9 protein-coding genes are annotated in these 14,004 nt (G+C 61.1%); 4 read left to right on the forward strand and 5 right to left on the reverse strand.

Annotated elements, in window-relative coordinates:
- Window positions 1-67: 67 nt before the first annotated feature.
- Window positions 68-3,964, reverse strand: coding sequence for a PAS domain S-box protein (locus ACWPW0_RS04970; protein ID WP_454254611.1), 3,897 nt, complete (start codon window positions 3,962-3,964; stop codon window positions 68-70).
- 136 nt (window positions 3,965-4,100) lie between these two features.
- Window positions 4,101-5,129 carry a zinc-binding alcohol dehydrogenase family protein gene (locus ACWPW0_RS04975; protein WP_454254612.1) on the reverse strand — a complete coding sequence of 343 codons (1,029 nt, stop codon included), beginning with the start codon at window positions 5,127-5,129 and terminating at the stop codon, window positions 4,101-4,103.
- A 331-nt stretch (window positions 5,130-5,460) separates the two neighbouring features.
- Here ACWPW0_RS04975 and ACWPW0_RS04980 point away from each other — a divergent pair, with 331 nt between their 5' ends.
- Window positions 5,461-6,372 (forward strand): LysR family transcriptional regulator, encoded by a 912-nt coding sequence (locus tag ACWPW0_RS04980; RefSeq protein WP_454254613.1) that lies wholly within the window; start codon window positions 5,461-5,463, stop codon window positions 6,370-6,372.
- A gap of 53 nt (window positions 6,373-6,425) precedes the next feature.
- Here the strand turns inward: ACWPW0_RS04980 and ACWPW0_RS04985 are convergent, their stop codons facing one another.
- Window positions 6,426-7,091, reverse strand: a complete 666-nt coding sequence (locus tag ACWPW0_RS04985; protein WP_454254614.1) for a TetR/AcrR family transcriptional regulator — start codon at window positions 7,089-7,091, stop codon at window positions 6,426-6,428.
- A 212-nt stretch (window positions 7,092-7,303) separates the two neighbouring features.
- Window positions 7,304-8,227, reverse strand: a complete 924-nt coding sequence (locus ACWPW0_RS04990; RefSeq protein ID WP_447589573.1) for a LysR family transcriptional regulator — start codon at window positions 8,225-8,227, stop codon at window positions 7,304-7,306.
- Between the two features lie 136 nt (window positions 8,228-8,363).
- Here ACWPW0_RS04990 and ACWPW0_RS04995 point away from each other — a divergent pair, with 136 nt between their 5' ends.
- From ACWPW0_RS04995 to ACWPW0_RS05005, 3 genes are all read left to right on the forward strand, one after another.
- The gene (locus ACWPW0_RS04995) at window positions 8,364-9,710 is read left to right on the forward strand and encodes an aminotransferase class III-fold pyridoxal phosphate-dependent enzyme (protein WP_454254615.1); all 1,347 of its coding nucleotides are present in this window, start codon (window positions 8,364-8,366) and stop codon (window positions 9,708-9,710) included.
- Between the two features lie 196 nt (window positions 9,711-9,906).
- Complete coding sequence (locus ACWPW0_RS05000) at window positions 9,907-11,403, forward strand: CoA-acylating methylmalonate-semialdehyde dehydrogenase (RefSeq protein ID WP_454254616.1); 1,497 nt, start codon at window positions 9,907-9,909, stop codon at window positions 11,401-11,403.
- Window positions 11,404-11,731: 328 nt separating this feature from the next.
- Entirely contained in the window at window positions 11,732-12,502 is a 771-nt protein-coding gene (locus tag ACWPW0_RS05005) for a gamma-glutamyl-gamma-aminobutyrate hydrolase family protein (protein ID WP_454254617.1), read from the forward strand.
- An 85-nt stretch (window positions 12,503-12,587) separates the two neighbouring features.
- Here ACWPW0_RS05005 and ACWPW0_RS05010 read toward each other — a convergent pair whose 3' ends face one another.
- Entirely contained in the window at window positions 12,588-14,000 is a 1,413-nt protein-coding gene (locus ACWPW0_RS05010) for a hypothetical protein (RefSeq protein WP_454254618.1), read from the reverse strand.
- Window positions 14,001-14,004 lie beyond the last annotated feature (4 nt).

Below are 14,004 nucleotides of genomic sequence, written 5' to 3' on the forward strand. Positions count from 1 at the left end.
CAGGCTCCGGACGATCACGGGGGAAGCTCCAGTGTAGACCTGTGCTCCAGTGTGATGCTGATCCCGGTCAACCCACCGACTGGTGGTCGTTGCGTAGCCAGTTGAGCAACTGGATGGCGCTCAGGGGGCGGCTGAACAGATACCCCTGGCACTGATCGCAGCCCAGCTGGCGCAAGGCCTGTAGCTGTTCGACGGTTTCCACACCCTCGGCCAGGGCATGCAGTTTGAGGTTGCGCGCCAGGCCGATGATGGTGGAGACGATCTGCAGATTGCCCTGGTCCTCGGGGACGCCCTGCATGAAGCTCTGATCGATCTTCAGCTTGTCCAGCGGGAAGCGCCGCAGGTAGGCGAGTGACGAGTAACCGGTGCCAAAATCGTCGATGGCCAGGCGGATGCCCAGGCTTTTCAGGGCATTGAGCGTGGCCCTGGCTTGCTCGACGTTTTCCATCAACGCCCCTTCGGTGAGCTCCAGTTCTAGGTAGTGCGCAGGCAGACCACTGTCGTGCAGGGCTTCGCGTACCTGCTTGAGCAGATCGGCCTGACGGAACTGGCGGGGCGACAGGTTGACCGCGAGGGTCGTTAGAGTCACGCCCTGCTGACGCCAGAACTGCATCTGCCGACAGGCCTCGCGAAGCACCCAGGTGCCAATGGGGACGATCAGCCCAGTTTCCTCGGCCAGTGGAATGAAGGTAGCGGGCGGCACCATGCCATGTTCGGTGTTCCAACGTAGCAGCGCTTCGACGCCTACGGGCTGGCCGCTGTGGCTTTCCAGCAGGGGCTGGTAGTGCAGGATGAACTCGTTGCGCTTGAGCGCCTGGCGCAGTTGGTTGACCAGGGTCAGGCGGTTGTGGGCCTGGTGGGTGAGGCTTTCGGTATAGAACCGGTACGTGTTGCGGCCTTCCTGCTTGGCCTGGTGCAGGGCGGCATCGGCATTGCGCAACAGGGCTTCGCCGCTGTCGCCATCATTCGGGTAGAGGCTGATGCCGATGCTGGCGCCCAGGTAGGCCTCGCGGCCATTGCTCAGTTGCACCGGGCGCTCCAGCAGTTCGAGCAGGGTCCGGGCGATGGTTGCGGCTTCTTCGGGGTGTTGCAGGTTTTCCAATACCACGAGGAATTCGTCGCTGCTCAGGCGCGCCAGGGTGTCCTCGTTGCGCAAGCGCTGTTGCAGACGGCGAGCGACTGCGATCAGCAACTCATCACCGACCTTGTGGCCGAGGCTTTCGTTGATGGTCTTGAAGTGGTCGAGGTCGAACACCAGCGCCGCGACCCGTTCGTTATGCCGTTGGGCATGCTCCAAGGCGTGGCCCAGACGTTCGTTGGCCAGCAATCGGTTAGGCAGGTCGGTGAGGGTGTCGTAGTGCACCAGGTGGGCGAGTCGCTCCTGGCTGTCGCGGTGCTGGCTGAGATCGGTGAAGGTCAGCACGTACTGCGGTTGTTGCGGGTCGCCATCGCGCACCCGGCTGATGGTCAGCCAGAAGGGGAAGGGCGAGCCGTCCTGCCGGGTGCCACTCAGTTCACCCTGCCAGTGACCACTTTCCTCGACCTTGCGCCACAGGCTGCGGTAGCGCGTGCGTTCCAGACCGTTGCCGGTGCGCAGTGGCAGACGGCGGCCGATGGCCTGTTGCGCAGTGAGCCCGGTGATGGCGCTGAAGGCTGGGTTGCTGGTGATGATGCGTCCACGCGCGTCGATGATCGCCACCGCTTCCTGGGTACTGGCGAAGACCGTGGCCGCCTGGTGCAGAGCCTGTTCCTGCTGCTTGCGCACGCTGATGTCTTCGACCACGGCAATCAGGTAGTTGGGTTCGCCATTGGTGTGGCGTACCAGGGTGGCACTGAGGTTGGCCCAGAACAGGCTGTCGTCATGGCGGCGATAGCGCTTCTCCAGGCTGTAGCTGGTGACCTCGCCGGACAGCAGGCGGTGCAGGTGCTCCAGGTCGCTGTCGAGGTCTTCGGCGTAGGTGAGCTCCTGGAAGGTCAGCCCCAGCAACTCGTCGCGGTTGTAGCCGAACATCCGGCACAGGCGCTGGTTGACCCGCAGCCAGTGCCCATCGGGTGCCAGATGGGCGATGCCCACGGCGGCCTGTTCGAAGGTCGCACGAAAGCGCAGTTCACTCTGCAGGCGTTCGCCCTCACGCTGATGCTGACGCACGGCCAGGCCGGCCAGGCGGGTGAATTCGGTCACCAGCACGACATCGTCGGGCGCCGGGTGGGCGACATGGCGGTAATAGATGGCGAACGTGCCCAGCACTTCACCCTGGTCGCCCTTGAACGGCAGAGACCAGCAGGCATGCAGCCCGGCTTGTGCGGTCAGCTCCCGGTAATCAGCCCAGAAGGGATGGGTCTGCAGGTCTTCCGCCACCACCAGTTCGCCGGTGGCCGCGGCGTGCCCGCAACTGCCGAGGCCTTCCTGCACAGGTATGGACTCGAGGGCGCGGCTGTAGAGGCTTGGCAGGCTCGGGCCGGCGACCAGGTGCAGGTTGCCCTGTTCCAGCAGCATGATCGATACCACCAACTCGGGGTTCAGGCGTTCCAGGCGTTGCGCCATGTCATCCAGGGTACGCTGCAGGGGTTGTTGCGCGAGCAATTGGTCGAGCACGGCGTTGCGTGCTTCCTGCAGGGCCTGGGTCTGCTTGCGTTCGTGGATGTCGCTGAAACTGCCGCGGATGCCTTGGCCGGGTTGTGTTCCGGCGTCCAGGCGCAAGGTGATCCAGCGGCACTGGCCATCGCTTTCGCGCAGGCGGGTTTCCCCCTTCCAGCTATTGCCCTGAGCACTGAGTATCCGGGTGATCGTGCGGCCGACCTGGCGTTGCTGGTTGTCCTCGATGAAGTCCAGCAGGGGGCGGCCCAGGCTTTCCCTAATACTGAACCCGGTGATGGCTTCCCACGTCGGGTTGAGCAGGGTCAGCCGCCCATCGCTATCGGTAAGGAAGATGGCCTCGTGCAGGTGTTCGACCAACTCGCGATAGCGCGCCTCGCTGGCCTCCAGCTCGCGGTGGGCGCGTTGTTGCTGGCTGAGGTCGATGTCGACGCAATACAGCTCCATCTGGTTGCGGCTGTTACGCAGCAGCAGGTGGCTGGAATAGACATTCACCTCCTGGCCGTCACGGTGCTGCAGGGTCAGCTCCGAGGCTGGGATGGTGCGTCCGCCGATCATCCAGGTGTCGATATCGCGAATCACCTGCGCACGTTGTGCCGGTGGCACGATTAGCTCTTCCAGGCGTCGGCCCATGGCTTCGGCGACGCTGTAGCCATAGAGCTGGCTGCTGGCCTGGTTCCAGAAAATCACCCGCCGTTCGCGGTCGTAGCCTTGTACGGCGATGCGAGGCGTTTGCTCGAACAGCTGGCGGAAACGCTGCTCGCTTTCGCGCAGGGCCTGCTCGTCGCGTTTCTGTGTGCTGATGTTCTGCAAGGTGCCTTGTATCTGCCCATCCGCTTGGCGCGAGGCCCGCAGCATCAGCCATAGCGAGGGCTCGTTGTGGGCGCGGTTGAGGCGGGCATTGACGCGCAAGGGGTAGCCATCGTTCAGCAGGTTGTTCAGCGCGCGTTGCAGGGCATTGCGGTCGGCCGGATAAAACCGGGCGAGCAGTTCATCGATGCTGCAGGTGGGGTTGGCGGCGGGCTGTTCGAGCAGGGCCAGAGCTTCGGCGGAACAGTGGACGTCGCCGTCGAAGCGCCAGGTCGCCAGACCGGCTTCACGTTGGGTTTGTTGCAATTGGGCCGTGCGCTGCTGCAGGGCCTCCTCGAGCTGGCGCTGGGCTCGCTGGTCGCGGCGGGCGATGGCCAGTATCAGCAGGCTGCTGGCAATGACGAACAGCACACCCTTGTAGGTCTGGCCGTTGGCCAGGGTATGCGGATCAAGGGTGAACAGCAGGAGAATGCGGTCGCTGAGGACGATCCACAGGATGCTGAAGACGATATAGGCGCCGGCCAGACGCATGGGCCGTGAGAACAGTACCTGGCGCATTCCTTGCCCCCCTGGTGGTGCGAGTGGCTGGGCGCCGACCACGGGAATGGCCTGGCGCCCCTGTTGAGTCTAGCCACTGCTGCACGCTCTGCCGGCCCTTCGTCGGAGCGCCCGTTACCAGGCCGGACGCGAGGGCTCAGAAACCTTCAAGAACGATCTTGCCGCGCGATTTGCCGCTCTCCAGCAGGGCATGGGCGCGGCGCAGGTTGCTGGCGTTGATCGTGCCGAAGTGCTCGGCCACAGTGGTTTTCAGCACGCCATCGTCGATCAGTTGGCTGACCCGGTTGAGCAGGCGGTGCTGCTCGTTCATGTCTGCGGTCTGGTAGAGCGAGCGGGTGTACATGAACTCCCAATGCAGCGACAGGCTCTTGCGCTTGAGCTTGACCACGTCGAGTTGGGCGGGATCGTCGATCAGCGCCAGCTTGCCCTGTGGCGCGAGCACCTCGATCAACTGGTCGTAGTGCTGGTCGGTATGGGTCAGGCTGGCGACGTGTGTCACCTGATCGATGCCCAGGCGTTTGAGCTCATCGGCCAGTGGCTGGCTGTGGTCGATCACATGGTGTGCGCCCAGCTCGCGGACCCAGTCACGGGTTTCGGCGCGGGAGGCGGTGCCAATCACGGTCAGCCCGGTGAGCTGGCGGGCCAGTTGCACGAGAATCGACCCGACACCGCCGGCTGCTCCAACAATCAGCAGGCTCTGTGGCGAATCACTCTGGGCGTCGCGGCGGTTGGTTTCATTCACCTGCAAGCGCTCGAACAGCAGCTCCCAGGCGGTGATGGCAGTCAGTGGCAGGGCGGCGGCGCGGGCGAAATCCAGGGAGCCGGGCATGCGCCCGACCAGGCGCTCGTCGACCACGTGCAATTGGCTGTTGGCGCCAGGACGGTCGAGTGCGCCGGCATAGAACACCCGGTCACCGGGACGGAATTGCCGCACCTCGTCGCCTACGGCCTTGACGACACCGGCCACGTCCCAGCCCAGCACCTTGGCCTCACCGCCTGCGGGGGCGACATTGCGGCGAATCTTGGTATCCACCGGGTTGACCGAGATGGCGTGCACTTCGACCAACAGATCGTGTGGGCCAGGGGTTGGTTCTGCCAGTTCGACATCCAGCAGGGCTTCGGCATGGTCGATGGGCAGGGATTGGTAATAGGCAATGGCTTTCATGCGGGTCTCCGGGCAGGACACAGAATCAGAAAGGCGAAACACCAGCGTAGTCGGCTCTCGCCTACAGGGGGCTTTAAGAACCTGTTCACGATCGCCTGACTGTCAGCCAAACGGCGAAATGTCCTGGATCGCCCCCGGTCGGAATAAACCCGAGTGCGGGCCCCGTCCGTTCCTCAGTCATTTTCGCGGGGGCGCCTAGCCCTTGTCTGGCTCTACTTCAGGAGATCGTGAACAGGCTCTGACAGTGATGCCATGGTCGTTTATTCGTCTGGCGAGAAAAACCATCGGCAAGTAGAGTCTCTTTCAATAAATGGTTGAAAGTAGAGACCCCATGCTTCGCCTGGATGACCTTGCTCTGTTTGTACGTACCGCAGCGCTGGGCAGCCTGTCGGCCGCTGCGCGGGAGTTGAATTGCTCGCCTGCGGTGGCCAGCGCCGCGCTCAAGCGGTTGGAGCAGCAGTTGGAAACCCGTTTGTTCGTGCGCTCCACGCGTAGCTTGCGGTTGACTGCCGAGGGCGAGCAGTTCCTCGTGCATGCTGGTGCAGCCTTGCAGAGCCTTGCCGATGGAAAACAGGTGCTGGCAGGGGGCAAGGCGACCATCAGTGGTGTTCTGCAGCTATCGGCGCCCTCCGACTTTGGGCGTAATGTGTTGTTGCCCTGGCTCGATGCCTTCCAGGCGGAACACCCGCAGCTCAACCTGCGTGTGTTGCTCAGTGACCGGGTGACCGATCTGTTCCGCCAGCCGGTCGATATCGCCCTGCGCTATGGTGAGCCGGAAGATTCCACCCTGGTGGCGCTACCGGTTGCGCCGGGCAATCGCCGTGTCTTGTGCGCCACGCCCGAGTATTTCGCTCGTCACGGAAAACCGCAGCAGCCGGATGAGCTCGTGCGGCACAACTGCCTGTTGTACATGCTGGGCGGGCGCGTGCATGACCGCTGGGCTTTCGGGCGTAAACACACCGTCACGGTGGCCGGAAACCGGATCAGCGATGATGCCGATGTGGTGCGCCGCTGGGCGCTGGCCGGGCAGGGGATTACCTACAAGTCCTGGCTGGATGTGGCGGCGGACGTGCAGGCTGGGCGTCTGGAGCTGGCGCTGGCGTCCTATGCCGGCGAGGCAACGCCGCTCAACCTGATTTGCGCGCACCGGGCTCAGCTGAGCAAGCCGGTGCTGTTATTGCGTGAGTTCCTTCAGCAGCGCTGTGCAGTGTTGCTGGCGCAGGCGCCCTGGTTGCAGCGCTAGGTGGCGATGCGCAGGGTGTGTCGGGCGGGTGCGCATTGGGCTGAGGTCGAGGCTCAGCCGAGCACTGGAGGCGTCAGCCCGCAGCCTTTGAGGATAATGCGTTCGAGGTTGTCGGCGGCTTCCTCGAAGTCGGCCTTGCGCAGGCTGCTCTTGCCGGTCAGGCGGCAGATCTGGCTGGCGAAGTCGGCGTAGTGCTGGGTGCTGCTCCACAGCAGGAAGATCAGGTGCATCGGGTCGATCGGGTCCATCTTGCCGGCGTCGATCCAGCTCTGGAACACGGCCGCGCGGCCCCGAAACCAGTCGCGGTAATCCTGATTGAAATGGCCGCTCAGGTATTCCCCGCCGCTGATCACTTCCATGGCGAAGATACGTGATGCCAGCGGACGGGTACGCGAGAACTCGATCTTGGCGCGGATGTATCCGCCCAGCGCGGTGGCCGGATCATCCTTGGCCGTGAGGTGGCTGAACGAACCGTCCCATTGCTCAAGGATGCTGGCCATCACCGCTACGTACAGCCCCTGCTTGTTATTGAAGTAGTAGTGCAGATTGGCCTTGGGCAGCCCCACCGCCTGGGCGATGGTGTTCATGCTGGTGCCCTTGTAACCATGACGAGCGAACTGCTCCTCGGCAGCGGCGATGATCGCCTTCTCATTCTTCTGACGAATGCGTCCGGCCGGTTTCCCGGTATTCGATTGGAGGAGAGGAGTCGCAGCGGGCATCAAATGTTTCCATACAAGGCAGTGGTCAATTGCGAACAGATACCCCACGGCGGGTCACGAAACAAGCCTTGGGTGTCAAAAACGTGTATGAAATTGAGTGATTGAGTTCGTTTCTGCCGCGAACGTCAGAAAACCGTCTTTTCATCGGATTCTTTCTCGGCCCCGAACCCAGCTGTTAGAGGCCGATGGTCTAGTGGCACGTGCGTTCCAGCCTATGTGTTGGTGGCTTCCAGCGCTTCGAGAAAACTCTCCAGAATCAGCTGCGGGCGACGCCCTTTGCGCGTCACCGCTGCCATGTTCAGGTCATAAAAGCGCTGGTTTGGCTTGAGCACGCGCAGGCGCCCTTGCTGCACCCACTGTTGGGCGTAGTGGTCCGGCAGGTAGCCGATGAAACGCCCCGTCAGAATAAGGAAGGCCATGCCTTCACGGTCCGAGGCGCTGGCGGTGCAATGGAGGGGTTGGTACAGCGCCTGGATTTCCGGCGGCAGGCGAAAGGTCGGGGCGATGGCGTCCTGGGCGTTCAGGCGCTCATCCGGCAGTTGGCGGTCGTCCACATAGAACAGCGGGTGGCCGACGGCGCAGTACAGCTGCGAGCGCTCCTCGTACAGCGTCTGATACTCCAGCCCCGACAGCGCATGGCTCTGCGGCACTACGCCAACGTGCAGGCTGCCGTCGAGCACACCTTGTTCCACTTCGCTCGGCGGAATCATGCGGATCTGGATGCGCACCTCCGGGCCGCGTTCCTTGAGCCGCGCCAACGCATGGGTGATGCGCATGTGCGGCACGGTAACCAGGTTGTCGGTGAGGCCGATATGCAGCTCGCCACGCAGTTGCTGGTGCAGGCCGTTGACCTCACCGCGAAAGCTTTCCAGGGCGCCGAACAATTGCAGGGTCGAGCGATAGACCTCGCGACCTTCCTCGGTCAGCGCGAAGCCGGCACGCCCGCGCTGGCACAGGCGTAATCCCAGGCGTTGCTCCAGGTCGCTCATCTGTTGGCTGATGGCCGAGCGGCCAATGCCCAGCACGGTTTCCGCAGCGGAAAAGCCGCCACACTCGACCACGCTGCGGAACAGCCGCAGCAGGCGGATTTCAAAGTCACTGACCTGGGCCAGAGGTTCGGAACGACGCGTGCTCATTGTTTAGTTATCTTTAAACTGAAGATAGGAAGATTTGGGTTTTAGTGACTTTATGCCCGTGGCACCTTTCACTGCAACCACGGCGTGGGTTTACCCCGCGCTGTTTCCTGACAAGCCCCTGCTCGCGAGTGCCGCCATGAACATGCCGCAGACCACCACCCCTTCTCTGGCCAGCCAGCTCAAGCTGGATGCGCACTGGATGCCGTTCTCCGCCAACCGTAACTTCAAGCGCGACCCGCGCCTGATCGTCGCGGCCGAAGGCAACATCCTCGTCGACGACCAGGGCCGTCGCGTGTTCGACAGCCTCTCTGGTCTGTGGACCTGCGGCGCCGGTCACTCGCGCAAGGAAATCCAGGAGGCCGTGGCCAAGCAGCTCGGCACCCTCGATTACTCGCCAGGCTTCCAGTATGGCCATGCCCTGTCCTTCCAATTGGCCGAGAAAGTCGCCAACCTGTTGCCAGGCGACCTCAACCACGTGTTCTTCACCGGTTCCGGCTCCGAGTGCGCCGACACCTCGGTGAAAATGGCCAAGGCCTACTGGCGCCTGAAAGGCCAGCCGGCCAAGACCAAGTTCATCGGCCGGGCGCGTGCCTACCATGGCGTGAACATCGCCGGCACCGCCCTGGGCGGCATCGGTGGCAACCGCAAGATGTACGGCCAACTGATGGACGCCGACCACCTGCCACACACCCTGCAACCGCACCTGGCCTTCACCAAGGGCATGGCGGAGACCGGTGGCGTGGAGCTGGCCAACGAACTGCTCAAGCTGATCGAGCTGCATGACGCCTCCAACATTGCCGCGGTGATCGTTGAGCCGATGTCCGGTTCGGCCGGTGTCATCGTGCCGCCGGTTGGCTACCTGCAGCGCCTGCGTGAAATCTGTACGCAGCACAACATCCTGCTGATCTTCGACGAAGTGATCACCGCCTTCGGCCGCATGGGCACGTGGAGCGGCGCGGAATACTTCGGCGTCACCCCGGACATCATGAACACCGCCAAGCAGATCACCAACGGTGCCATCCCGCTCGGCGCGGTCATCGCCTCCAGCGAGATCTACAACACCTTCATGCAGCAGGCCACGCCCGAGCACATGATCGAGTTCACCCACGGTTACACCTACTCCGGCCACCCGGTTGCCTGCGCCGCTGGCCTGGCCACCCTGGAGCTGATGGAGAAGGAAAACCTGGTGCAGCAAGCCGCTGACCTGATCCCGCATTTCGAAAGCGCGATCCACGGTCTGAAGGGCGCCCAGCACATTCTCGACATCCGTAACTGCGGTCTGGCCGGTGCGCTGCAACTGGCGCCGCGTGATGGTGACCCGTCGATCCGTCCGTTCGAGGCCGGCATGCAACTGTGGAAGGCTGGCTTCTACGTACGCTTTGGCGGCGACTGCCTGCAGTTTGGGCCAACCTTCAACACCAAGCCCGAAGAGCTGGACCGCCTGTTCGACGCCGTTGGCGAGACCCTCGGCAAAATCGACTGAGAACATTGGGAGCAGACGCTCTATTCATCCGCCTCGGTTCCGAACGGTGGATGGATGAAGCGCCTCCCTCCTACAACCCCGGCGACACCAGAATCGAACAACGAACGGCCTGCCCCTCTTCCCTCGGAGGAGGGAGAGGTGAAGGGAGCAACCCTCCCAAGGCCCACACGAACACAGCCTTTCAAGAGAGATGACAATGAGCACTATCCCGCACCTGATCAACGGCGAGCGCATTGCCGGCAACGGCCGCACCACTGACGTCTTCAACCCGTCTACCGGTGCCGTCACCGGCAAGGTTGCCCTGGCCGACCGTGCTACCGTGCAGCAGGCCATCGACGTGGCCAAGGCCGCTTTCCCGGCCTGGCGCAACACTCCGGCCGCCAAGCGCGCCCAGGTGATGTTCCGCTTCAAGCAACTGCTGGAGCAGAACGAAGCACGCATCGCCGAGCTGATCAGCCAGGAACACGGCAAGACCCTCGAAGACGCTGCCGGTGAGCTCAAGCGCGGCATCGAGAACGTCGAATTCGCCTGCGCCGCCCCGGAAATCCTCAAGGGCGAGTACAGCCGCAACGTCGGCCCGAACATCGACGCCTGGAGCGACTTCCAGCCGCTGGGCGTGGTCGCCGGTATCACCCCGTTCAACTTCCCGGCCATGGTGCCGCTGTGGATGTATCCGCTGGCCATCGTCTGCGGCAACTGCTTCATCCTCAAGCCATCCGAGCGTGACCCCAGCTCGACCCTGCTGATCGCCGAGCTGCTGCTCGAAGCCGGCCTGCCCAAGGGCGTCATGAGCGTGGTGCACGGTGACAAGGAAGCGGTCGACGCGCTGATCGAAGCGCCGGAAGTGAAGGCCCTGAGCTTCGTCGGCTCGACGCCGATCGCCGAATACATCTACAGCGAAGGCACCAAACGCGGTAAGCGCGTACAGGCCCTGGGCGGCGCGAAGAACCACGCCGTGCTGATGCCCGACGCCGACCTCAACAATGCCGTCAACGCGCTGATGGGCGCGGCCTACGGTTCCTGCGGTGAGCGCTGCATGGCCATCTCCGTCGCCGTATGCGTCGGTGATCAGATTGCCGATGCCCTGGTCGAAAAAATCACTCCGCAGATCAAAGCCCTGAAGATCGGTGCCGGCACTCAGTGCGGCCTGGACATGGGCCCGCTGGTCACCGCCGCCGCGCGTGACAAAGTGGTCGGCTACATCGACGCAGGCGTTGCTGCTGGTGCCGAGCTGCTGGTCGATGGCCGTGGTTACAGCGTCGCCGGCAACGAGAATGGCTACTTCGTCGGCGGCACGCTGTTCGACAAGGTCACCAACGAGATGAGCATCTACACCGACGAGATCTTCGGCCCGGTGCTGTGCATCGTGCGGGTTGCCAGCCTGGAAGAGGCCATGCAACTGATCAACGATCACGAGTACGGCAACGGCACCTGCATCTTCACCCGTGACGGTGAAGCGGCGCGCCTGTTCTGCGACGAGATCGAGGTCGGCATGGTCGGCGTCAACGTGCCGCTGCCGGTGCCGGTGAGCTACCACAGCTTCGGCGGCTGGAAACGCTCGCTGTTCGGTGACCTGCATGCCTACGGCCCGGACGGTGTGCGTTTCTACACCCGCCGCAAAGCCATTACCCAGCGCTGGCCGCAGCGTGCCAGCCACGAGGCGGCGCAGTTCGCCTTCCCGAGTAACGGTTAAGTAACACCCCAAGGGGGCTGATCGCAGGATCAGCCCCCTTTTTTGATGCATACAGCGGTGCAATTATCTTGTAGGTGCGGGCCAGGCCCGCGATAGTGGCATTGGTCTTTATCGAGGGCATGGCCTGGACATCCCCGCCAGCTCCTACACAAGCAACAGCGTTACTCCGTACAACCAGCCGCGCGGGCGCGGCATTGGTGCAGTGACCACAGGTTACGGCACCCCTTGGGCGAGCGAGTTCACGGTTAGCGTGATTCGTAAGCCCGCTCTCCCAAGGGCAGCCCACTTCAACTGACTATGAAGAGGACTCCTTGCAATGAGCAAACCCATGATTGGCCTTCCCCTGTGTCGCTGGCAGCTGACCGATCGCGACATCGGCTGGTTTCACCTGGTGGGTGAGAAGTACATCAGCGCTGTCACCGGCTTCGATGCCTTCCCCCTGATGATCCCGGCGTTCGCCGATGAGCTGGACATGGAAACCGTGCTCGACAGCGTCTCCGGCATCATGTTTGGCGGCTCGCTTTCCAACGTCCACCCGAGCTTCTACGGCGACGACCACCCCGGCCTCGGCCTCGCCGACAAACCCCGCGACGCCACCGTACTGCGCCTGATGCGCGCCTGCATCGAGCGCGGCATTCCCTTCCTCGGCATCTGCCGCGGCGTGCAGGAACTGAACGTACTGTACGGCGGCACCCTGCACCGCGAAGTGCACAAAGTCCCCGGCCGCCTCGACCACCGCGAGGTCAAGGACGTTCCGGACGACGTGGCCTACGGCCCCATGCACGGCGTCACCCTCACCGAAGGCGGCGTACTGCATCAACTGCTCGGTGATCGCGAACTACGGGTCAACTCCCTGCACGGGCAAGGCATCGACCGCCTAGGCGAAGGCCTGCAGGTCGAGGCCGTGGCTGAGGATGGGCAGATCGAAGCGGTCAGTGTGATTGGCGCGAAGGCCTTTGCTGTTGGCGTGCAGTGGCACCCGGAATATCGGTATTGGGAGAAGGCGGATTACAACGCGCTGCTGCAGGCGTTTCATGAGGCGGCGAGGGAGTATCAGAAGGCCAAGGCTGCTAAGAAGCAGGATATAGCGGTGGCGTGAATCTGCTGGGTGAGTGCATGGTGACAAGAGGGCCCGTAATTTCGGGTCCTCTTTCATAAAGAAAATTTATCTTACAGGGCGAGAGCTATAGAATTAATCCGCAAATGTCTGATACGGCATTTAGTCCGCCTCTGTTGTCACTTCCTGATTTAGGTAGGATGTAAGTATAACGCTCGTCCCCTTGGTAAGTTATTTTCCAGTGACGAGAGTCTGCATCTATCTCGAATCCGCAGCTTTCAAGTGCTGATCTTACTTTTTGGGTCATTTCTCGATAGCCGCGCAAGGCTTCTTTTATGGTTCTGGAAATCCCATCGGCTGTTCTCTCGGGTGCATTGTTATCAAGTATCGAGGTTATTACGTGCTGACGTCTGCTTCCTTGCTTTACACGGCTCGAGTAGTCTTTGATAGCGTCTAGGACTATCTCAGATATTTCATTAGGAAAATAGTCGTCCTCATCTCCGGTCTTGATTGTAATGCCGCCTTGTACTGGGCTTTTGGCTTGTAGAGAACGGACTGTCGCTTCTAGTCTAAGTACTTCACTGCGGACCTTTGCTAGTTCGTATTCCTTTTGGCGTATTTCGTTGTCGTAGAGCTCCACTAGTTCATTTGTTGTTGTTTCTCCTGCTTTTAGTTTTTCAATTGATGCTCTGTTTTTTATGTCTTTCACTGCTTCCCAAGTGCATTTCATTAAAGGCATGCGCTTGGACAGAATGCTGCTTATTTGAGAATAAATTTCTTCTTCGAATTCTTTTACAGAGCCCCATAAGCGGTCATATCTATGCAGTGTAATACCCTGATTATTTGGCCAATATACACCTACGACTCCCCCGTAGACATTTCTGGACGAGGATCTTGATCTGATTTTTACCGAGAAGCTTCGAGAGGGTTCTACAAGAACGTGGGCAAGGCCTGACAATTTTCTAGCTAAACGCCCAGGGATTAGAGCGTGGCGTCCATTGTAACCGCAGCTAACATATACAATAGGTAATCTGTTTGAGCCTTGTCCGGTAATAAGGTGAGTTGCTTGTTGGTATCCACTTTCGTCATCGCTAAGGATGAATGGGTTATGATTTACATAGAGCTCATCATCTATTCCTCCGCCAAATCTATCTATTAGGCGGATTGCTATGACTGGCTTTTTAACAGTGGGTAGATTAGTGAAAGCGTCCTTTGATTCGCATGTGGATTTTACGTTGGTCCAAACTTCTTGACTAGCCTCCATGAGGAGGAAGCTGATTGTTGTTATCCAATGGAGTTGGTTGTCGGTTTTTGTGTATCGAAAAGAAATTATCTCGCAATCATTGTCGTGCGCTGAGTTGTATTCTAGGTTCTCGGTTCCCTTTTTGAATTGAAATTCTCTTTTGCCGTTCAGTGCTGATGCTTCTTCTTGAGAGATAGATGTATGAGGGGAATCTGTGATCCAGTTCAAGCACTCCCCTAATAGGTCTTCCTTTTTAATTCCACGACGCAGTGGAAAGTCGGTAGAAAAATACTGCATGTGG

This window comes from Pseudomonas sp. Marseille-Q8238, assembly GCF_965111915.1.